Here is a 19,732-nt window from a genome sequence, read left to right on the forward strand (position 1 = left end):
CCTCGCTCCTTTTCGTGTTCCATGTCCTGATAGCGAAGCACGCCACGCTTGGCAAAGCCCGCCTGAACCCTTAGATGCGCACCCATGGCAAAGAACAAATTCCACGACGGCCCCGGACCCAGCCAAAGACAGCTTCGCGTTGGCGAGCTGGTGCGCCGTGCGCTGTCGGATATCCTGATGCGCGGCGATATCCACGATACCGACCTGAACCGCCTGTCCGTCACCGTGGGCGAGGTGCGCATGTCGCCCGACCTGCGCGTGGCCACGGCCTATGTGCTGCCGCTCGGCGGCAAGGGGCAGGACGAGGTGGTCAAGCTGCTGGCGCGTAACCAGGGCGAGTTGCGGCGTATGATCGGCCGCAAGCTGACCCTGAAGTTCGCGCCCGAGATCCGGTTCCAACTGGATGAAACCTTCGATCGGCTGGACGAGGCGCGCGAGCTGTTCTCGCGCGAGGATGTCCGCCGGGATATCGAGGAGTGACATGCGCGCCCCCCGCATAGCCACTGTGCTGCTGGGGGTATTGATGTCCTATGCCGGTGCCGCCAACGCGGCCGAATGCCACGACATATCCCACGCGGGGCAGGGCTATACCGTGTGCCGTGCCGTCCCCGCGCAGGATGTGCTGCGGCTTTTTCTCTATGATGACGCGGGCAAGCCGTGGGGCAGTTTCCGGCGTCTGGATGCGGCCCTGCACAAGAAGGGCCAGCGCCTGGTTTTCGCGATGAACGCGGGCATGTATCACCCGGATCGCAGCCCCGTAGGCCACTACATCGAAGGCGGACAGCAGATCATGCGCGTGATCAAAGGCGCCGGGCCGGGCAACTTCGGGATGCTGCCCAACGGTGTCCTGTGCCTGCGCAAGGGCCGCGCCGATGTGATGGAAACCGGGCACTACATGGCGGTGGCGCCGGCCTGCACCTATGCCACGCAATCGGGGCCGATGTTGCTGATCGATGGGGCGGTGCACCCGCGGTTCCTGCCCGACAGCACCTCGCGCCGCGTGCGCAACGGCGTGGGCACCGGCCCCGATGGGCGCATGGCGTGGTTTGCCATCTCCCATAGCCCGGTCACGTTTTTCGAGTTCGCGGAAATGTTCCGCGATGCATTGGGCGTGCAGCAGGCGCTGTACCTTGATGGCAATATCTCGCGCCTGTTCGCGCCCGCGCTGGGTCGGGCGGATGTGGGCCTGCCGCTGGGGCCGATGGTGGGCGTGGTCGCGCCGGTCGAATAAGGCACCCCTTGGTACGGCTTACCCCTGCGGCGTCATTCCCGACCGCGCCCGCGCGCGTCTCAGGCCAAGCGCATGCTCGCGCCAGATGATCAAGACGCCCGCCGCGATCACCAGCGACGCACCGCTTAGCATCTGCGCGGTCGGCACCTCGCCAAACACGAAATACCCGATGGCGATCGCGAACAGCATCGAGGCATAGTCAAACGGCGCCACCACCGACGCCCCGGCAAAGCGATAGGCAGAGGTCAGGAATATCTGCCCCAGCCCCCCCAATACCCCCGCAAGGATCAGCAACCCGGCCTCCGGCGCGGCGGGCACGACCCAGCCAAACGGCAAGCTCAGCATCGCAAGGATCGTCGAGGTCAGCGAGAAATAGAACACCACCGCCGATGTCTGTTCGGTCTGCACCAGTTTGCGAATGTAGATCTGCGCCAGCGCCGCGCAAATCGCCCCGGTCAGAACAAGCATCGCGCCGACCGCCTCGGCGGTTTGCATTGTCTCCCCCTCCAGCAGCGTCAGGCGCGGCGCCAGCACCACCAGAACCCCGGCAAGGCCCAAGGCCACCGCGGCCATGCGAAACAGGCGCACCCGCTCGCTCAGGAACATCGCAGCAAAAACCACCGTCAGCAGCGGCGCGGCATACCCGATGGCGGTCACCTCGGGCAGCGGCAGCAGGCCCAGCCCGGCAAACATCATCCCCATCGCCGCGGTGCCCACGAACCCGCGCCAGAAATGCCCCATGGGCGATGCCACCTTCAGCCCGGTGCGCAAATCCCCCCGCAGCATAAGCCACGCAATGATCACCGGCATTGCGCAGAACGAGCGAAAGAAAACCGCCTGCCCCGGCGGCACGTGGTCCGACGTGGCCTTGATCAGCGAGGCCATGGTGATGAACATCATCACCGAGGCCAGCTTGAGCGCGATTCCCTTGATCGGGTGCATGTGCGGGGGTCCTTTCCTGCGCGCGGTGCGGCCATGCTGATCCGGCGGATGGGAAAGGTCAATCAGTGCCCGTGTTCGCCGCTGGACACGACGTTCCCGGCGCGGCGGGCCGACGATGGCCTTTCGTGGACATTGGGCTACCGTGTTCTGCGCAAAATTGTGCCCGAAAGGCGCCGCGCATCGCCGGGCCGCCCGTCGCCCCAAAGGGGCGCCGCCCATCATAGGCACGCCTCTGGCATGACGGCACGGCGATTTGGTTGACGTATGCGCAATGCATTGGGGTTTTTCGGATTTGGCGGGGATAAAGTGCCCCGCACCAACGCAGGATCGCCGCACCACGGCCCGCCGATGCGCGACCCCCTCACCCGATCGCCCAATGTCCACGCAAGGCCATCATGCCCCTTGATCTTGCCGCGTCCGCGCGCGAACACTCGCCGCGATCCCGTTTCACCCCGAGAGGCCCCATGTTCGACGACAATCACCTGATTTCATGCCTTGCCCGCCACGCCAGCACCGCGCCGGACGCGCCATTTGCGCGGCGCGCGGACGGGCAGCCCGATGTCAGCTATGGCGCGCTGTTCGGCGGGGCGCAGCGGATGGCGGCGGCGCTGGTGGCGGCGGGGCTGTCGCCCGGGGATCGCGTCGCCGTGCAGGTCGAGAAAAGCCTGCAAGCGTTGGAGCTGTACCTCGGGACGGTCGTGGCGGGGGGCGTGTTCTTGCCGCTCAATACCGGCTACACCGCCGATGAGGTCGCCTATTTCCTGACCGATGCAACGCCCTCGGTCGTGGTTTGCGATCCCTCGCGCGCCGATGATATCGCGCCGCTGGCTGGCGCGGCACACCTGTTCACGCTCGATGCGGACGGGCAGGGCACGCTGGCGCAGGCCCGCCCGGCGCCCGGCACGCCCTTTGCCGCCACCCCGCGCGGGGCCGATGACCTGGCGGCGATCCTTTACACCTCGGGCACGACGGGGCGGTCCAAGGGCGCGATGCTCAGCCACGCAAACCTTGCGTCGAACTCGGAAACCCTGGTGGACTACTGGCGCTTTACGCCCGATGACGTGCTGATCCATGCCTTGCCGATCTTTCACACGCACGGCCTCTTCGTGGCCACCAACGTGGCGCTTTTGTCTGGGGCGTCGGTGGTGTTCTTGCCCCGCTTTGACGCCGATGCCGTTCTGGATGCCATGCCCTCCGCCACCGCCCTGATGGGTGTGCCGACCTTCTACACCCGGATGTTGGACAACCCCCGCCTGACGCGCGACCGGGCGGCGAACATGCGGCTGTTCATCTCCGGCTCGGCCCCGATGCTGCGCGACACGCATGAGAAATGGCAGGCGCGCACCGGGCACACCGTTCTGGAACGCTACGGCATGACCGAGACCAACATGAACACCTCCAACCCCTACGAGGGCGAGCGCCGTGCGGGCACTGTCGGCTTCCCATTGCCGGGGGTCGAGCTGCGCATCGTGGACGCCGACGGCACGCCCGTGGACCGCGGCGAGATCGGCGTGATCGAGGTCCGCGGCCCCAACGTGTTCCAAGGCTATTGGCAAATGCCAGAGAAGACCGCCGAGGAACTGCGCCCCGACGGGTGGTTCATCACCGGCGATCAGGCCACCGAGGACGCGGATGGCTACATCACCATAGTCGGCCGCGCCAAGGACATGGTGATCACCGGCGGCTTCAACGTCTATCCCAAGGAAATCGAATCGATGATCGACGACATCGAGGGCATCGCCGAGTCCGCTGTGATCGGCGTGCCACACCCCGACTTCGGCGAGGCGGTCATCGCCGTCATCGTGGCGGAAAATCGCGCAATGACCGAGGCGGAGGTGATGGCGGAAATCGGCTCACGGCTGGCCCGGTTCAAACAGCCGAAGACCTGTATTTTTGTTCCGGAATTACCAAGGAATACAATGGGTAAGGTGCAAAAGAAGGCATTGCGCGAAACCTATCAAAACCTGTTCTCCTGACCCCCGTCCGGGCGGCTTGCAAACCGCCGCCGAAGCATGCGCAGGTTCCCGCCAAGGCGATCACGATTTGCTGAACGGCGGCAGGCTTGAACGGGCAAATGAAATCCGTAGGTCCGGTTCAGACGGCCGCGATATGCGGGCGTATCGAGCACAAATGCGAAAAGGACAGGACCATGACGATCAAGACACCATTCATCCTCGCCGCCGCAGCAACTGCCGCGCTCGCCCTGCCGGCCTATGCGGGCTCCAACGCCCCGGCGCAGCCCGACCCGGTTGTCCCGCAACCCGCCCCCGCCGCGCCAGTGGGCTTTGACTGGACCGGCGGTTATGTCGGTGGCCAGTTGGGCTATGGCTCGCTCGACACCGGAACGGCCGACGACGGCGGCGCCATCGGCGGTGTGCACGCCGGTTACGACTTCGACTTTGGCCAGTGGGTCGTTGGTGCCGGGCTGGACTATGATTTCGCCGACATCACCGCTGGCGGCATCACGCTCGATAACGTTGCCCGGCTGAAGGTGCGCGGCGGCTATGACCTGGGCAATGGCGGACTGGCCTACGCAACCGCGGGTGGCGCGCGCGCCTACACCGCCTCCAGCGGCGACGACGACGGCTACTTCTTCGGCGCGGGGTACGAGCACATGGTGACCGACACCTTCTCGGTCAGCGGCGAATTGCTGCACCACCAGTTCGACAACTTCGGCGGCGGCGGCACGGATATCGACGCCAACACCGTTCAGGTGCGCGGCTCGTTCCGCTTCTGAACCCCGCGCAAGCAGCGACACGAACGGGCGCCTTCGGGCGCCCGCTCCCGGCTTGGCGGGCCACCCCCCGCGCAGTTATAGCCAGATGATTTCCCGACATGTACGCGCATAGGGACACGCGCGACGCGGCAGGATAGCTGCAAGACTGATGCGAAAAAAACGCGCCCCCACGCGAAGTTTTCGCCGCAGATTGCCTGGAACCCCCAATGCGAGTATTGTTGTAACTAACGAGGGCGGTGCCTTCGCGCGTTTTTTGTGTCTCAAGTCCCGAAAGGTAGGGGGAAATCATGCTCAAAATCACAACAACAGCCGCCGTTCTCGCAGCCGCGCTTTCTGCGCCGGCCTTCGCAGGCTCGGTCGATCCCGCCCCGATGGAGCCCGTCGTGCCCGCACCGGCCCCCGCGCCCCAGTGGCAAGGCGGCTACGCAGGTGTCGAGCTGGGTTATGCCAGTGTGGACGAGTCGCCCGGCGCCAACGATGACGGCGTCATCGGTGGCTTTATTGCGGGCTACGACTGGCAAAGCGGCAGCACCGTCTACGGTCTTGGCCTCGATATTGACGCCACCGGGGTTACCGTGGGCGGAACGGATGTCGATCACATCGGGCGCCTCAAGGGGCGTATCGGTCAAGCGACCGGAAACGGCCTGATCTATGCGACCGCCGGTGCGGCCCGGATGAAGACAAGTGCAGGCGGCACCTCCGCCACCGATAACGGCTGGTTCGCCGGTGTGGGCTATGAAACCTTCGTCGCCCAGAATACCACTGTGGGCGGTGAGTTGCTCTATCACGACTTCAGCAACTTCAACGGTGGCGGCATCGATATGTCGGCAACCACTCTGCAAGTGCGCGTGGCTTTCCGCTTCTGATCCGCTCTACGCGGTCACATGACACAGGTTTCGGGGCGCCCCACTCGGGCGCCCCTTCTCGCCTACTTCACCCGCTCCGGCAGCACCCAATCGGGCCTCGGGAAGTGGCAGGTATATCCATTGGGCAACCGTTTCAGGTAGTCCTGATGCTCCGGCTCGGCCTCCCAGAAATCACCGACGGGTTCCACCTCGGTCACCACCTTGCCGGGCCAAAGACCGCTTGCCTCGACATCCGCGATGGTGTCCTGCGCGACCTGCCTTTGCGCCTCGTTCACGTAGTAGATGGCCGAGCGATAGCTCATTCCGATATCATTGCCCTGCCGGTTCACCGTGGTCGGATCGTGGATCTGGAAAAAGAACTCCAGCAACCTGCGATAACTTAGGCGCTCAGGGTCAAAGATGATCTCGATCGCCTCGGCATGGGTGCCGTGGTTGCGGTAGGTGGCGTTGGGCACATCCCCGCCGCTATACCCGACGCGGGTGGAAATCACCCCGTCCATCTTGCGGATCAGGTCCTGCATTCCCCAAAAACAGCCCCCCGCCAGAACCGCGCGTTCTTCGCTCATGTCACATCCTCCACTTGATCCAGGTAGTCGCCGTATCCCTCGGCCTCCATGTCATCGCGATGCACGAACCGCAGGCTGGCCGAGTTGATGCAATAACGCAGGCCGCCGGCCTCGCGCGGGCCATCGGGAAAGACGTGGCCAAGGTGGCTGTCGCCATGCGCGCTACGCACCTCGGTGCGCGTCATGCCAAGGCTGTTATCGCTCAACTCGCGCACATGGGCGGGCTCGATCGGCTTGGTGAAGCTGGGCCAGCCGCAGCCGGACTCGTACTTGGCGCTCGACGCGAACAACGGCTCGCCCGACACGATATCAACATAAATCCCCGGCTCGTGGTTGTTCAGCAACCTGCCAGAGCCCGGCCGCTCCGTCCCGTTTTCCTGCGTGACCCAATGCTGTTCTGGCGTCAGGGACGCCACCACATCGGGGTTTCGCTCGTATTTCGGCATCGTGATCTTCCCTTGCATCCTTGGGTCTAACATGGGCCGCATGTGCAAAATTCAACCCGTCCGCAGGCGCATGACCGCCCATCTTGCCGCGTCGCGCACGGTCTCGTCGGCGTCCTCGCACAGGCCCTGCGCCACCTCGCAAAGCGCCGGATCGCCGGAATTGCCTATCGCATACAGAACATTGCGAACGAACCGGTTGCGCCCGATCCGCTTGATCGGGCTGCCGCTGAAATGGGCACGAAACGCTGCATCGTCCAGCGCCGCCAGCTCGGCCAGTGGCGGCGCCATCAGGTCATCGCGCGCGTGATACTTCACCTCGCGCGCGCGCACGGCGAACTTGTTCCACGGGCACACCGCAAGGCAATCGTCGCAGCCGTAAATCCGGTTGCCCAGCACCGGCCGCAATTCCTCGTCAACCGGGCCGTGATGCTCGATCGTCAGGTAGGAAATGCAGCGCCGCGCATCCAACTGATAGGGCGCGGGAAACGCATTGGTCGGGCACACGTCCAGACACGCCCGGCAATTGCCGCAATGATCGGCCTCCGGCGCATCGGTCTCCAGATCCAGCGTGGTAAACACCGACCCCAGGAAAAACCAACTCCCCAGGTCCCGCGACACAAGGTTCGTATGCTTGCCTTGCCACCCGATGCCGGCGGCTTGCCCCAATGGCTTTTCCGGCACCGGCGCGGTATCGACAAACACCTTTACCTCGCCGCCCGCCTCCGCGATCAGCCACCGCGCCAACCGCTTCAGCGCCTTCTTCAGCGGATCGTGATAATCGCGGTTCTGCGCATAGACCGAGATCGCCGCCCGGTCCTGCCGCTCAAGCACCTCCAGCGGATCATGCTCCGGGCCATAGCTTTGGGCCAGCATGATCACCGTCCGCGCCTCGGGCCACAACACCTGCGGCTGCCCCCGCCACTCGGCCCGATCGGACAGCCATTGCATCTGCCCGTGATACCCCTTGCCCAGAAACGCCTGTAGCCGCCCGGGCACCTGCGGCACATCACCGGGCCGGCACAGGCGGCAGGCATCGAACCCCTCCTCAAGGGCGCGGGCAATCAGCTTGTCCTTCAAAGCATCCATTGCATCTTCTGGCCCGAAATATCCTGGGGGGAGGCCGCAGGCCGGGGGGCAAAGCCCCCTTTCTTAGAAATCCAGGTCGGCATAATGCACCGGCGGCGGAAACCCCGGCACCTGGTCGGCCAGGATACCGCGAAACGCCGGGCGCGACTTGATCTTGGCATACCAGTCCTTGACCGAATCTGATCGGTGCCAATCCACATCGCTGATATAGTCCAGCGCGCTGATATGCGCGGCGGCGGCGAAATCGGCCAATGTCATCACGTCCCCGGCCAGCCACCGGCGCCGATCCAGAAGCTGCGTCATGTAATCGAGGTGATACTTGATCGCCCGCGCGCCGTCCTTGACGTTGCGGCTGTCGGGAAACCCCTGCCCGGTGATCTTCTTGTTGACCCGCTCATACAGCAGCTTCGATGTCACCTCGTGGTGGAACTTGTCGTCGAACCACGCCACCAGCCGCCGCACCTCGTAACGCGCATCGGCGCCGCGCGGCATCAGCGGCGGCTCGGGGTGGACCTCCTCTAGGTATTCGCAAATCGCCGCGCTCTCGGACATGGTGCGCCCGCCGATTTGCAGCACCGGCACCTTGCCCGCCGGGTTGCGGCGCAGGAAATCGGCATCCTTGTCCCAATAGCGTTCCTCGACCAACTCGCATTCGATCCGCTTCTCGGCGAGGCTCAGACGCACCTTGCGGCAAAACGGGGACAAGGGAACATGATACAGTTTGGCCATGGTCGGGTCGTGCCTTCGCTCTTTTGGAGTGTACCCTCAATGCCCCTTTGACGGGCGGTTTTCAATCCTCGAAACACGCTGCGCGGCCATCGCGGCGGATGGTGGCCGCCCCGTCCATGATCGCGGCCGCCCGCTTTTGCAGCGCACCAGACGGCCGTGCTGCGCTGCGGTCTTGCGGCGCCGGCAGGACGGCGGCAAGGCGCGCGGCCTGCGTTCCGCTCAGTTTGCTGGCGGGCACCCCGAAATAGTGCTGCGCGGCCGCTTCCACGCCAAAGACGCCCTCGTCGAACTCCGCGATGTTGAGGTACACCTCCAATATGCGCCGCTTGGACCATGTCAGCTCAACCACCGGCGTGATCAGCGCCTCCAGCGCCTTGCGCAGCCAGCTTCGCCCGTGCCACAAAAAGGCGTTCTTCGTGACCTGCTGGCTTATGGTCGAGGCCCCCCGCCGCCGCCCATCGGCCAGCGCCGCGCGGATCGCCCCCATGTCAAAGCCCCAGTGCAGGCAGAAATTCGCGTCCTCCGCCGCCACGGCGGCACGCGGCATCTGCGGCGCGATATCCTCCCACGCGGCCCATTGGTGCCTCACCCCGTCCAGCCGCGCCTTCTCGCTTAGCATGTAGGGCGTGCTGGGCGGGTTGATCACCGAATAGGCCAGCACCCACAGCACAACAGCGCCCGCCACCAACAGCACCAGCCGCAACGCCGTGCGCATTGTCTTTTGGCGCCACGCCCGAAGGCGGCTTGCGAGGGCCGACTCGCGTTTGGCGGATGTGCGTTTTCGACGTGCCATGTGCTACAGCTATAGGCGCGGTGGCGGCCCGAGAAAACCACTAGTGTTCGCCACCTGACGAAAGGGTCCCGCGCCCCTTCCGGTTCCGGGGGCTTGAAATGGCCTTGAGCGGACATAGGGCGATCAATTGAGAAGCCGCGCAGTGCTTGACCGCCGGGTGGGCGCAGCAACGCTTGTGGATCGCGCTTTATCCCGGCCAAACGCCTCTGCGTTATCAATCATTTGATACGCCCGCCAAAGCGCCCGCCCGAGGGGGCGGTCGGGCGCTGCGCGGCGGCGCGCAAGCGCGCCTCGATTCCGCGCTTTGGTGCAATGCGTCAAAGGCATCAACAGGCCATTCATGCCATGTGCGTGCCAGGTAAGACCATCATTGCGCGCCTTGTGTCGGGCGGTAGCCATTGGCATGGCTACGCACCCAATTGGCTCATTTGCGCGCTATTGCGCCGGCACCGCCTCCTGCTCGTCGTGGCTCAGCGGCGCGGGCAGCTTGTCCAGCATCTCCTTGGGACAGATCTGCAGGAAATTGCCCTGCTCGATGTCCCAATGCTGCAGGATGTCGGCGGCTTTACGGCTGCCCGTCTCGGCGGCGTGCCGCTCGATCAGGGACTTCAGCTCGTCGTGCCAATGCGCCACCGTGACCGGGCCGCTTACCAGCGTTTCCATGTTCATCAGCCGGCTCGCCATCCCCTCGGGGTCATAGAGATACGCCATGCCGCCGGTCATCCCGGCGCCAAAGTTCGACCCGATGCTGCCCAGGATCACGGCAACGCCGCCGGTCATGTATTCGCACCCGTTCGATCCGCAGCCCTCGATCACCACATGCGCGCCCGAGTTGCGCACCGCGAACCGCTCACCGGCGCGGCCCGCGGCAAACAGGTACCCGCCAGTGGCGCCATAAAGCACCGTGTTGCCGATGATGGTGTTGTCCGACGCCACCAGCGGGCTGGCCATCGGCGGGCGCACCACCACGGTGCCCCCCGACAGGCCCTTGCCGACATAGTCGTTGGCGTCCCCTGATACCTCCAGTTTTAGCCCCGGCGCCGCGAACGCGCCAAGGCTTTGCCCCGCGCTGCCCGACAGCTTCACCGTCAGGTGATCGGGCTGCAACGTGTTGCGCATGCCGAACCGCTTGACGATATGGCTGCTGATCCGCGTGCCCACGGTGCGGTCGGTGTTCTGCACCGCGTAGGAAAGCTGCATCTTCTCGCCGTCCTGCAGGAACCGCTCGGCGTCGCGCACGATCTCGGCATCCAGTGTGTCCGACACCGCGTTGCGCGGCTTCAGCCGGTCATAGGTGATATCGGCCGCGCCATCGACAGTGATCAACATCGGGTTCAGGTCCAAGTCGTCCAGATGCGCGCTCCCGCGGCTGACCTGTGATAGCAGGTCCGCCCGTCCGATCACCTCGTCAAGGCTGCGCGCGCCGATGCTGGCGAGGATCTCGCGCACCTCCTGCGCGTAGAAGGTGATCAGGTTGACCACCTTGTCGGCGCTGCCGGTGAACTTGGCGCGCAGGTCTTCGTCCTGCGTGCACACGCCCACGGGGCAGGTGTTGCTCTGGCACTGCCGCACCATGATGCACCCCATCGAAATCAGGGCGGCGGTGCCGATGCCGTATTCCTCGGCCCCCATCATCGCCGCCATCACGATGTCGCGCCCGGTGCGCAAACCGCCATCGGTGCGCAACGTGACACGCTCGCGCAGCTTGTTCATCGCCAGCACCTGGTGCGCCTCGGTCAGGCCCATTTCCCACGGCAGGCCGGCATACTTGATGCTGGTTGCCGGGCTGGCCCCGGTGCCGCCGTTATGCCCCGAGATCAAGATCACGTCGGCCTTGGCCTTGGCCACGCCCGCCGCGATGGTCCCCACGCCCGAGGAGGCTACCAGCTTGACCGTCACCTTGGCGCGCGGGTTGATCTGCTTGAGGTCATAGATCAGCTGCGCCAAGTCCTCGATGCTATAGATATCGTGGTGCGGCGGCGGGCTGATCAGGGTCACGCCCTTGGTGGAATGGCGCAGCCGCGCGATCAGGTCGGTCACCTTCATACCCGGTAGCTGCCCGCCCTCGCCGGGCTTGGCACCCTGCGCCACCTTGATCTCAAGCTCCTCACACTGGTTGAGGTACTCCGCCGTCACGCCGAACCGCCCCGATGCGACCTGCTTGATCTTGGCGCTGGGGTTGTCGCCGTTTGGCTCGGGTACGAAATGCGCCGGATCCTCGCCGCCTTCGCCGGAATCGGATTTCGCGCCGATCCGGTTCATCGCCACGTTCAGCGCCTTGTGCGCCTCGGGGCTCAGCGCGCCAAGGCTCATCCCCGGCGTCACGAACCGTTTGCGGATTGCGGTGATGCTTTCCACCTCTTCCAACGCGATCGGCTTGCCCAGCGGCTTGAACGCCAGCAGATCGCGCAGGTGAATCGGCGGGTTGGCCTGCATTCGCGCGGTGTACTGCTTCCACATCTGGTAGGAGGCGCCGTTGCACGCCGCCTGCAGCAGGTGCATCGATTGCGCGCCCCATGCATGCGTCTCGCCCTTGGTGCGGGCCTTGTAGAACCCGCCGATCGGCAGCACGTCGCGCCCCCCGCGCCAGCCCAGATCGTGCACTTCCTCGGCCTTGCGCTGTATGCCGCTGACGCCGATGCCGCTGATCCGGCTGAGCATGCCGGGGAAATACTCGGCGCACATCGCCCGGCTCAGGCCCACCGCCTCGAAGTTGAGGCCGCCGCGATAGGACGAGATGACGCTGATCCCCATCTTCGCCATGATCTTCAAAAGCCCCTGATCGATCGCCTCGCGATAGCGGCGCACCGCTTCCGTCAGGGTGCCCTCAAGCAGCCCGCGCTCGATCCGGTCGGCAAGGCTATCCTCGGCGAGGTAGGCGTTGACCACCGTCGCGCCGCAGCCGATCAGCACGGCAAAATAATGCGGATCGATGCATTCCGCCGACCGCACGTTGAGCGAACAGAACGTCCTCAGGCCCTTGCGCGTCAGGTGGCTGTGCACCGCGCTGGTGGCCAGGATCATCGGCATCGCCACCCGGTCTTCGGACTGGTGCTGATCGGTCAGAACCAGGTGCCCCGTGCCCGAGCGCACGGCATCCTCCGCCTCGGCGCGGATGCGCTCCAATTCCTTGCGCAGGGCGTCCGCCCCACCGCCCGCCGGGAAGGTGCAATCGATCTCGTGCACTGCGGCGTTGAAATGGCTGATCAACTCATCCCACTGCGCATTGCCGACGAACGGGCTTTCCAGCACCAGGATCTCGGTCTGCGCGCTCGACTCGTCCAGCACGTTCTTGAGGTTGCCGAACCGCGTCTTGAGGCTCATCACCCGGAACTCGCGGATCGAATCGATCGCCGGGTTCGTCACCTGGCTAAAGCTCTGGCGGAAATAATGGCTCAGCGGGCGATACTTCTTCGACAGAACCGCGCTGGGCGTATCATCGCCCATGCTGGCCAGCGTCTCCTTGCCGTCCTCGGCCATCGGCGCAAGGATCTGCTCCAGCTCCTCAAGGCTGTAACCCGCCGCGATCTGCCGCTTGCGCAGCTCGCCGCCCGCAAAGATCGGCTTTTCCGATAGCCCAAGCAGCGCTTCGTCCAGGTCCTTGATCCGGCCGACCCAGTCGCCAAAGGGCTGGCTCGCGGCCAGCGCGTCCTTGATCTCGGTGTCGTGAAACACCTTCCCCTCGGCCATGTCCACGGCGATCATCTGCCCTGGGCCCAAGGCGCCCTTTTCGCGCACGGTGGATTCGTCCACCACCACCATGCCCGCCTCGGACCCCGCGATCAGCAGGCCATCGCCCGTCACGACATAGCGCATGGGGCGCAAACCGTTACGGTCCAGCCCGGCACAAACCCACCGGCCATCGGTCATGGCCAATGCGGCGGGGCCGTCCCACGGCTCCATCACGGCGTTGCAATAGGCGTACATGTCGCGCCACGCGGGCGGCAGTTCCACCCGCTGTTTGGACCACGATTCGGGCACCAGCATTGTCTTGGCCATCGGCGCATTGCGGCCCGCGCGCACCAGCACCTCGAACACCGCATCCAGTGCCGCACTATCGGATGACCCCTGCGCGACGATCGGCTTGATCTCTTCGGCCATGTCGCCAAAGGCGGCGCTGGCCATCCGGATCTCGTGGCTCTTCATCCAGTTGAGGTTGCCCTTCAGGGTGTTGATCTCGCCGTTATGGGCCAGCATTCGGAACGGCTGCGCCAGCCACCATTGCGGGAAGGTGTTGGTGCTATACCGCTGGTGATAGATCGCGAACGCGCTCTCAAACCGCTCATCCTGCAAATCGGGATAGAACTCGGCCACCTGCTCGGCCAGCATCATGCCCTTGTAGATGATGCTGCGGCACGACAGCGACGCAATGTATAGCTCGGTCACATGGGCGGCGGCGGCGGCCTTCTCGATCCGGCGGCGGATCACGTACAGTTCGCGCTCGAACGTCTCTTCGTCCACGTCCTTGGTGTTGGAAATCAGGATCTGTTCAATCTCGGGGCGGGTGGCGTTGGCCTTCTCGCCCAGGCAGCCGATATTCACCGGCACGTGCCGCCAGCCATAGATGTAATACCCCATGCGCAGCACCTCGGTTTCCACGATGGTGCGGCACGTCTCCTGCGCGCCAAAGTTCGAGCGCGGCAAGAACACTTGGCCCACCGCCATCAGGCGGCTGGTGTCGGGCTCGTGCCCGGTGCGGCGGATCTGGTCGTAAAAGAACGGTGCAGGGATCTGCACGTGAATGCCCGCGCCGTCGCCGGTCTTGCCGTCGGCATCCACCGCGCCGCGGTGCCAGATCGCCTTCAGCGCATCGATCCCCGCCTCAACGACGCTCCGCGCCGGCTTGCCGTCGATCGACACGACAAGGCCAACCCCGCAGGAGGAATGCTCGTCCGTTTCGGAGTACATCCCGTTCTCGGCCATCCACTTGCGCTTGGCTTCCTCGGCTACGGCCCAGTTGTGATCCAGTTTCGTCATCGTTCTTTACCCTTCCTTTACTCGGTGGGTCAGGACTATTGTCCTTCTGTCTCGTTCCGGTGTCTCGGCGCACCGACAAAATACCGACGTGATACAGCTACTCCGCAGCGATGGCCCGTTGCGGCGCATCGAGGTACTCAAGGATCGCCGCCGCGCTGTCGCGCCCGTCTCGGATCGCCCACACCACCAGCGATGCGCCGCGCACGATGTCGCCCACGGCGAAAACGCCCTCCATGCTGGTTGCGCCGGTCTCGAACTGCGCCTTCACCGTGCCCCAGCGGGTCACGTCCAATTCGTCCTGATCCCAAAGCGTTGGCAGGTCTTCGGCCTCGAATCCCAATGCCTTGATCACAATGTCGGCGGGCTCAACATAATCCGCCCCTTCGATCACCTCGGGGCTTTGCCGCCCGGTCACGTCGGGCGCGCCCAGGCGCATCTTTTGGACCATCACGCCGTCAACCGGGTTGCCGGTGAACCCGTTGGGAGCGCTAAGCCATTCGAAAATAACGCCTTCTTCCTCGGCATTGGCAACCTCTCGCTGGCTGCCGGGCATGTTGGCGCGGTCGCGGCGATAGAGGCATTTCACGCTCTCCGCGCCCTGCCGGATGGCCGTGCGCACGCAGTCCATCGCCGTATCGCCCCCGCCGATCACCACGACGCGCTTGCCCGCCGCATTAAGCGTTCCATCCTCGAATTCCGGCACTTCGTCGCCGAACCCGTGACGGTTACTTGCGGTAAGGAAATCAATGGCTCGCACGATCCCGTCCGCGCCGCTTCCGGGCGCTTCCAAATCGCGGCTCTTGTAAACGCCGGTGGCGATGAGGACCGCATCATGCTTGCCGCGGATCGCGTCAAAGCTGATATCCTCGCCCACGTTGCAGTTCAGGACAAATTCAACGCCGCCCTGCTCCAACTGGGCATTGCGGCGCATGACAACGTCCTTCTCCAGCTTGAAACCCGGAATCCCGTAGGTCATCAGCCCGCCGGCCCGATCACTGCGGTCATAGACCGTCACCTGCACGCCCTCGCGGCGCAGCACATCCGCCGCCGCCAGTCCGCCGGGCCCCGCGCCGATGATACCAACCGATTGTTCCCGCTCGGTTTTCGGGGCGATGGGTTGGACCCAGCCGCGTTCCCACGCGGTGTCGGTGATGTATTTCTCGACCGCGCCGATGGTCACCGTGCCGTGGCCCGATTGCTCGATCACGCAGTTGCCTTCGCACAGGCGGTCCTGCGGGCAGATACGGCCGCAGATCTCGGGGAAGGTGTTGGTCGCCTGGCTTAGCTCATATGCCTCCTGCAACCGCCCCTGCGCTGTCAGGCGTAGCCAGTCGGGGATGTTGTTGTGCAGAGGGCAATGCGTCTGGCAATAGGGCACGCCGCACTGGCTGCACCGGCTGGCCTGCTCGGCGGCTTTCTCGTCCGCGAACTCGGCGTAAATCTCGTGGAAGTCCTCGCGCCGTAGATTGGGCACACGCTTCTCCGGCATGGCGCGTTGGACGTTCACGAATTTCAACATGGGTTGCTTGGCCACAGCACAGCCTCCGTTCTCTCAGGATCGACACCTTTTAAATCATGTATGGGAGCAATAAAAGTATGCAATGCTGACCTATTAAGAAAAAATTCGCCGACTGGGCATTCATTTCGGCGTCCGCACTAGGCAAATAATGGCCGATCCGGACCTAAATTATGCATTTCCTTTTTTGATCAACGCGTTATTGAGGGACGCGAAAGGGTTGATCATGACGCTATACCTGCTTGCTCTCCTTGCCATCGTTCAGGGCATCACCGAATTCTTGCCGATTTCCTCGTCGGCGCACCTGATTCTGATCCATCGGATCGCCGGTGTGACGGCCGATGACCTTGCGTTGGACGTGGCGGTTCATATCGGATCGATCTTCGCGGTGATCCTTTATTTCCGCGCCGAATCCCTGTCGGCCTTTGCCGGGCTGTGGCACATCGCGCGGCGGCGAAACGACACGCCGCAGGCCCGCCTTGCCGGTCTGTTGATCCTGGCGACGGTGCCCGCGGTGGTGTTCGGCGCCTTTCTTGCGCTCTCGGGCTACGACGGCGCGCTGCGCTCGGTCACCGTCATCGGCTGGACGATGATCCTGTTTGGCATCGCCCTTTGGTGGTTCGACCGAGTCGCACCGCAAGCCAAAACCGCACCGGGGTGGTCGTGGCGCGATGCGGCGATCATGGGCCTTTGGCAGGCCGTCGCGCTTATCCCCGGGGTGTCCCGCTCGGGCATCACCATGACCTCGGCGCGCGCGCTGGGATACGAGCGGCACGAGGCAGCGCGCCTTTCGATGCTGATGTCGATCCCGATCACCTTGGCCACGGGCGGCCTTCTGGGCCTCAGGGCGGTGGAGCAGGGGGGGCTATCGCCCGACATGCTGGGCGGAATTGCCATTGCGGCGGCGCTATCGTTCATCGCCGCCTATGGCGCCCTGGCAATGATGATGCGCTTCCTCTCAAAGGTCAGCTTCACGCCCTACGTGATCTACCGCATCGCTTTGGGGCTACTGCTGCTGGCGTTGGCCTATAGCTGATCCGTCCGCATGTTGCGGGCGGAATCGCGTATGTCGTCATACTGCCCCGACGGCCGGAACCGCCACAGGTACTCGGGCAGGATCGTCGCCATGGATTTGGGCGTTATGCCAAGCGCGTCAAACCCTTGTGCACCCTCGCTCACCACGTTGTCGCGGCGCAGGTTGTGCAACTGATCGCGCGTCAGAACGCCGTTGGTAATCAGGCCCAGCGTGGCCTTTTGCACCATGTCAAAGCCAAACGCCATGACCCGGGCGATGAAGAACGGCATGTTCACGATCAGGCGCCGGCGATGCACGATCTTCAGCATCCGCTGCATCAGCGCGCGGAAGGTTTCAACCTCGGGCCCGCCCAGCTCGTAAATGCCCGGCGCGGCCTGCCCCTCAACGCCAAGCACGGCGGCATGCGCCACGTCGTCGACATAGACCGGCTGGAACTTGGTCGCGGCCCCCACGACCGGAAGGATCGGACCGAACCGCGTCATGCCCGCAAACCGGTTGAAGAAGTTGTCCTCGGGCCCAATCATGACCGACGGGCGCAGGATCACGGCGTTCGGCATGTGGCTCTGGACCGCTTCCTCGCCCATTGCCTTGGTGCGTGAATATTCGCTGTCGGCGTCCTTGTCGGCCCCGATCGACGAGATCTGTACCATGCGATCCACGCCGCTCTCGGCTGCGATCCGGGCGACCCGTTCGGCGCCTTCGTACTGTACCGCGTCGAACTTGTTGCGCCCCACCTCGTTCAGGACACCGACGCAATTGACGACGGCATCCGCCTCTTGCATGACCTGACGCACCGAGGCGTCATCGCGGATGTTGCAAAACACCGGTTCGACCTGCCCGGGAACGCCGTAGGGTTTGACGTGCATCGCCTCATTCGGGTGGCGCACAGCAACCCGCACACGCCAGCCGTTCTTGGCCAGTCGCCGCGCGATGTAGCGCCCGACAAACCCCGAACCGCCGTAGATGGTCACAAGTTTCGACATTAGGATGCCTCCGGCTCTCGAATTCAGGGACTTTCCTAGCCTTCCTTGCCATGCAGAACAAGGAGATATGATGCCACGGCAAAATTCCTGCAAATCTGCGTTGACACCGCCCCCGGGCGCGTCTAAACGCCGTGCTCACGACACCTGCCCAGGTGGCGGAATTGGTAGACGCGCTAGCTTCAGGTGCTAGTGTCTGTATGGACGTGGAGGTTCGAGTCCTCTCCTGGGCACCATTCGTCAAGCCTAAAATTCAAGCATGCTTGGTTTTCAGGGCTTTACGTTGGTTGATTGCCGGATTCTGCCCCACAGATTGCCCCACGGGTCGGTTTTTAGATGGACGTCGGGCTTGGCACATCAGATCCGGAAAGCGAGCTTCAGGTCGCGCTCGAGATCTGTAAGCCGAGCAGCGTGCCACCTCAGGGCCTGGTCGAAGTCGGGCTCGCTGTGCGCGCCCTTGATTTCGACCAGTGGCTCGCCGATCGCGCATAGAAGCTCCTCGAGGCAGCTGCGTATCCGGATGACCAGTTCTTTCGCATCGCCTGCCGTATGCACTCGGGATGCGAGACCGCGGAGCGCATCCACTTCGGCGACATTCGGCTCCGCGCGTGCTTGCCGAAGCAGCGCATCAAGGCTCGGGCCATGCCCGTCCAAGTAGCCGTGCAGGCGGCCTGCGATGGACGCTTGGATCGACTGGGTGAAGCTCGGGTAGAGTATCTGGTTCATGTCGGAACCTCTCGCGTCCAGCTCGCGATGCCATCATCGCGATTGCTCAAGCTGGCGCGGTCAGACACCGCCGTGGGAGAGGCACGGCGGTGCGGAGGCGTCACGCGGGATTACGCTACGGCTCCGAACCGTGACGCCGGCACGGGAGCAGCATCCGCGCGTTCGATGGCGTCTCGGAGTTCGTCGGTGAGGAGGCAGATCTCCTCCACGACGGGGTCTTCAGGGTCGATGTCGGCGAAGAACCCGGCCTCGGGCCGTGTGTCGTCGTGGACATGCTCGAGCGATAGGACCCCGAGCAGATCGCGCAGGACTGTGCGCGTCGATTGGGAACGCCCGGCACCGCGTTGCAGCGCCTCGGCGATCGTCTCGACAAGCCGGAGGCCGCGATCACCGGCAAGCAGCCCGGCGGCGTTCGACAGCGCGTCCTGCTTGTCCGTGAAGACGCGCCGCAGAGGGTCGGGACGCGGGACCGGGCTGGCCCCGCGTCGCAGGTCATTTAGACGAAGGTACATGAGAACCTCTTTCGTGAGGACCGGCCGGGATTGGCCTGGTCAGCGTCACCTTCGCGTTGACACCGGTGTTGTTCCGGATCCGCGTCTCACAAAGACGGCGCGGATCCGGAACCACGCGGGTGAGCACAATTCGAGCTCTTCAGGCAGATGATGCCCCGGGTACCCCTGGATTTTCAGAGCGGAGACGGCCGTCTGGATGAGGGGATCCTCGTCGAATTCGACATCACGCTCTGCAAGTCGTGGGTCGAGGACGATCGTTTTCCCATCGACAAGGAAGGCAATCGCGACAAGCGTGTAAGCAGGCGTGCTGCGGTGGATGTATCGGCACCGCGCGGCAGTCCGAGCGAGTTCGTCAGCGATGGCCGGCTTTCGGAAAATCAGCTGGGGTTCGTAGTCCATCTATCGTTCTCCCGTGTCAACGACTCTCACAGTGAAGGGCCGTTGACACGGGAGAACGATTTTGCTTTGAGCCACCCCGTCCCGTACTAAAAATTGTGGGTGTAGTAGAATTCACAAACTCAAAAATTGAACCATAACATTGGCTTGGCTTGAGTCTTAGGCGGCAAAAACGGGTTTCGCAACGTCACGT

General features: G+C 64.1%; 18 protein-coding genes and 1 tRNA gene. 7 read left to right on the forward strand and 12 right to left on the reverse strand.

Features of this window, described 5'->3' with window-relative positions; genetic code table 11:
• Positions 1–84 precede the first annotated feature (84 nt).
• Together rbfA and G568_RS0104370 are read left to right on the forward strand one after the other, a co-directional pair.
• On the forward strand, positions 85–480 hold the full coding sequence (rbfA, locus tag G568_RS0104365) for a 30S ribosome-binding factor RbfA (protein ID WP_026756884.1): 396 nt from the start codon (positions 85–87) through the stop codon (positions 478–480).
• A gap of 1 nt (position 481) precedes the next feature.
• On the forward strand, positions 482–1,231 hold the full coding sequence (locus tag G568_RS0104370) for a phosphodiester glycosidase family protein (protein WP_051202744.1): 750 nt from the start codon (positions 482–484) through the stop codon (positions 1,229–1,231).
• An 18-nt stretch (positions 1,232–1,249) separates the two neighbouring features.
• Here G568_RS0104370 and G568_RS0104375 read toward each other — a convergent pair whose 3' ends face one another.
• Positions 1,250–2,173 carry a DMT family transporter gene (locus G568_RS0104375; protein WP_026756886.1) on the reverse strand — a complete coding sequence of 308 codons (924 nt, stop codon included), beginning with the start codon at positions 2,171–2,173 and terminating at the stop codon, positions 1,250–1,252.
• Between the two features lie 464 nt (positions 2,174–2,637).
• Between G568_RS0104375 and G568_RS0104380 the strand changes: the two genes are divergently transcribed.
• The 3 genes from G568_RS0104380 (at position 2,638) to G568_RS0104390 (ending at position 5,776) form a co-directional block, all read left to right on the forward strand.
• Positions 2,638–4,149: a malonate--CoA ligase gene (locus tag G568_RS0104380; protein ID WP_026756887.1), complete on the forward strand. Its 1,512-nt coding sequence runs from the start codon at positions 2,638–2,640 to the stop codon at positions 4,147–4,149.
• A gap of 173 nt (positions 4,150–4,322) precedes the next feature.
• Positions 4,323–4,910, forward strand: a complete 588-nt coding sequence (locus G568_RS0104385) for an outer membrane protein (protein ID WP_037373696.1) — start codon at positions 4,323–4,325, stop codon at positions 4,908–4,910.
• 287 nt (positions 4,911–5,197) lie between these two features.
• Complete coding sequence (locus G568_RS0104390; protein WP_026756889.1) at positions 5,198–5,776, forward strand: outer membrane protein; 579 nt, start codon at positions 5,198–5,200, stop codon at positions 5,774–5,776.
• A 62-nt stretch (positions 5,777–5,838) separates the two neighbouring features.
• On the opposite strand, the gene msrA is transcribed toward G568_RS0104390, so the two are convergent.
• The 7 genes from msrA to G568_RS0104425 all read right to left on the reverse strand — a co-directional run bounded on the left by msrA (position 5,839) and on the right by G568_RS0104425 (position 15,907).
• Positions 5,839–6,342 carry a peptide-methionine (S)-S-oxide reductase MsrA gene (msrA, locus tag G568_RS0104395; protein ID WP_026756890.1) on the reverse strand — a complete coding sequence of 168 codons (504 nt, stop codon included), beginning with the start codon at positions 6,340–6,342 and terminating at the stop codon, positions 5,839–5,841.
• Positions 6,339–6,788 (reverse strand): peptide-methionine (R)-S-oxide reductase MsrB, encoded by a 450-nt coding sequence (gene msrB / locus G568_RS0104400; RefSeq protein WP_026756891.1) that lies wholly within the window; start codon positions 6,786–6,788, stop codon positions 6,339–6,341. The genes msrA and msrB overlap by 4 nt, the downstream gene beginning before the upstream one ends.
• Positions 6,789–6,839: 51 nt before the next feature.
• Positions 6,840–7,874, reverse strand: coding sequence for a tRNA epoxyqueuosine(34) reductase QueG (queG, locus tag G568_RS0104405; RefSeq protein WP_026756892.1), 1,035 nt, complete (start codon positions 7,872–7,874; stop codon positions 6,840–6,842).
• A 63-nt stretch (positions 7,875–7,937) separates the two neighbouring features.
• Complete coding sequence (gene fzlA / locus G568_RS0104410) at positions 7,938–8,603, reverse strand: FtsZ-binding protein FzlA (RefSeq protein WP_026756893.1); 666 nt, start codon at positions 8,601–8,603, stop codon at positions 7,938–7,940.
• Between the two features lie 61 nt (positions 8,604–8,664).
• Positions 8,665–9,396, reverse strand: a complete 732-nt coding sequence (gene mtgA / locus G568_RS0104415) for a monofunctional biosynthetic peptidoglycan transglycosylase (protein WP_026756894.1) — start codon at positions 9,394–9,396, stop codon at positions 8,665–8,667.
• Between the two features lie 435 nt (positions 9,397–9,831).
• Positions 9,832–14,373: a glutamate synthase large subunit gene (gltB, locus tag G568_RS0104420; RefSeq protein WP_026756895.1), complete on the reverse strand. Its 4,542-nt coding sequence runs from the start codon at positions 14,371–14,373 to the stop codon at positions 9,832–9,834.
• A gap of 97 nt (positions 14,374–14,470) precedes the next feature.
• The gene (locus tag G568_RS0104425; RefSeq protein ID WP_026756896.1) at positions 14,471–15,907 is read right to left on the reverse strand and encodes an NAD(P)-dependent oxidoreductase; all 1,437 of its coding nucleotides are present in this window, start codon (positions 15,905–15,907) and stop codon (positions 14,471–14,473) included.
• A gap of 208 nt (positions 15,908–16,115) precedes the next feature.
• Here G568_RS0104425 and G568_RS0104430 point away from each other — a divergent pair, with 208 nt between their 5' ends.
• Positions 16,116–16,925, forward strand: coding sequence for an undecaprenyl-diphosphate phosphatase (locus G568_RS0104430; protein ID WP_026756897.1), 810 nt, complete (start codon positions 16,116–16,118; stop codon positions 16,923–16,925).
• Here G568_RS0104430 and G568_RS0104435 read toward each other — a convergent pair.
• Positions 16,916–17,908 carry a complex I NDUFA9 subunit family protein gene (locus G568_RS0104435; protein WP_026756898.1) on the reverse strand — a complete coding sequence of 331 codons (993 nt, stop codon included), beginning with the start codon at positions 17,906–17,908 and terminating at the stop codon, positions 16,916–16,918. The two genes, G568_RS0104430 and G568_RS0104435, sit on opposite strands and share 10 nt — an antisense overlap.
• 146 nt (positions 17,909–18,054) lie before the next feature.
• Between G568_RS0104435 and G568_RS0104440 the strand changes: the two genes are divergently transcribed.
• Positions 18,055–18,141, forward strand: a tRNA-Leu gene (locus tag G568_RS0104440).
• Between the two features lie 121 nt (positions 18,142–18,262).
• Here the strand turns inward: G568_RS0104440 and G568_RS0104445 are convergent.
• The 3 genes from G568_RS0104445 to G568_RS20195 form a co-directional block, all read right to left on the reverse strand.
• Positions 18,263–18,631 carry a hypothetical protein gene (locus tag G568_RS0104445; RefSeq protein ID WP_026756899.1) on the reverse strand — a complete coding sequence of 123 codons (369 nt, stop codon included), beginning with the start codon at positions 18,629–18,631 and terminating at the stop codon, positions 18,263–18,265.
• Between the two features lie 110 nt (positions 18,632–18,741).
• Complete coding sequence (locus tag G568_RS18250) at positions 18,742–19,143, reverse strand: hypothetical protein (RefSeq protein WP_051202746.1); 402 nt, start codon at positions 19,141–19,143, stop codon at positions 18,742–18,744.
• Between the two features lie 45 nt (positions 19,144–19,188).
• Complete coding sequence (locus G568_RS20195; protein WP_157084278.1) at positions 19,189–19,542, reverse strand: hypothetical protein; 354 nt, start codon at positions 19,540–19,542, stop codon at positions 19,189–19,191.
• Between the last annotated feature and the right edge of the window lie 190 nt (positions 19,543–19,732).

The organism is Sediminimonas qiaohouensis DSM 21189, assembly GCF_000423645.1.
Taxonomy (GTDB): domain Bacteria; phylum Pseudomonadota; class Alphaproteobacteria; order Rhodobacterales; family Rhodobacteraceae; genus Sediminimonas; species Sediminimonas qiaohouensis.

Excerpts from the sequence above, each read along its gene's own strand:
- G568_RS0104445 (WP_026756899.1), bottom strand. The coding sequence starts at position 18,631 with ATGAACCAGATACTCTACCCGAGCTTCACCCAGTCGATCCAAGCGTCC.
- rbfA (WP_026756884.1), top strand. The coding sequence starts at position 85 with ATGGCAAAGAACAAATTCCACGACGGCCCCGGACCCAGCCAAAGACAG.
- G568_RS0104430 (WP_026756897.1), top strand. The coding sequence starts at position 16,116 with ATGACGCTATACCTGCTTGCTCTCCTTGCCATCGTTCAGGGCATCACC.
- G568_RS20195 (WP_157084278.1), bottom strand. The coding sequence starts at position 19,542 with ATGGACTACGAACCCCAGCTGATTTTCCGAAAGCCGGCCATCGCTGAC.
- mtgA (WP_026756894.1), bottom strand. The coding sequence starts at position 9,396 with ATGGCACGTCGAAAACGCACATCCGCCAAACGCGAGTCGGCCCTCGCA.
- G568_RS0104375 (WP_026756886.1), bottom strand. The coding sequence starts at position 2,173 with ATGCACCCGATCAAGGGAATCGCGCTCAAGCTGGCCTCGGTGATGATG.
- gltB (WP_026756895.1), bottom strand. The coding sequence starts at position 14,373 with ATGACGAAACTGGATCACAACTGGGCCGTAGCCGAGGAAGCCAAGCGC.
- G568_RS0104380 (WP_026756887.1), top strand. The coding sequence starts at position 2,638 with ATGTTCGACGACAATCACCTGATTTCATGCCTTGCCCGCCACGCCAGC.
- G568_RS0104435 (WP_026756898.1), bottom strand. The coding sequence starts at position 17,908 with ATGTCGAAACTTGTGACCATCTACGGCGGTTCGGGGTTTGTCGGGCGC.
- msrA (WP_026756890.1), bottom strand. The coding sequence starts at position 6,342 with ATGAGCGAAGAACGCGCGGTTCTGGCGGGGGGCTGTTTTTGGGGAATG.
- G568_RS0104385 (WP_037373696.1), top strand. The coding sequence starts at position 4,323 with ATGACGATCAAGACACCATTCATCCTCGCCGCCGCAGCAACTGCCGCG.
- queG (WP_026756892.1), bottom strand. The coding sequence starts at position 7,874 with ATGGATGCTTTGAAGGACAAGCTGATTGCCCGCGCCCTTGAGGAGGGG.
- fzlA (WP_026756893.1), bottom strand. The coding sequence starts at position 8,603 with ATGGCCAAACTGTATCATGTTCCCTTGTCCCCGTTTTGCCGCAAGGTG.
- G568_RS0104370 (WP_051202744.1), top strand. The coding sequence starts at position 482 with ATGCGCGCCCCCCGCATAGCCACTGTGCTGCTGGGGGTATTGATGTCC.
- G568_RS18250 (WP_051202746.1), bottom strand. The coding sequence starts at position 19,143 with ATGTACCTTCGTCTAAATGACCTGCGACGCGGGGCCAGCCCGGTCCCG.
- msrB (WP_026756891.1), bottom strand. The coding sequence starts at position 6,788 with ATGCCGAAATACGAGCGAAACCCCGATGTGGTGGCGTCCCTGACGCCA.
- G568_RS0104390 (WP_026756889.1), top strand. The coding sequence starts at position 5,198 with ATGCTCAAAATCACAACAACAGCCGCCGTTCTCGCAGCCGCGCTTTCT.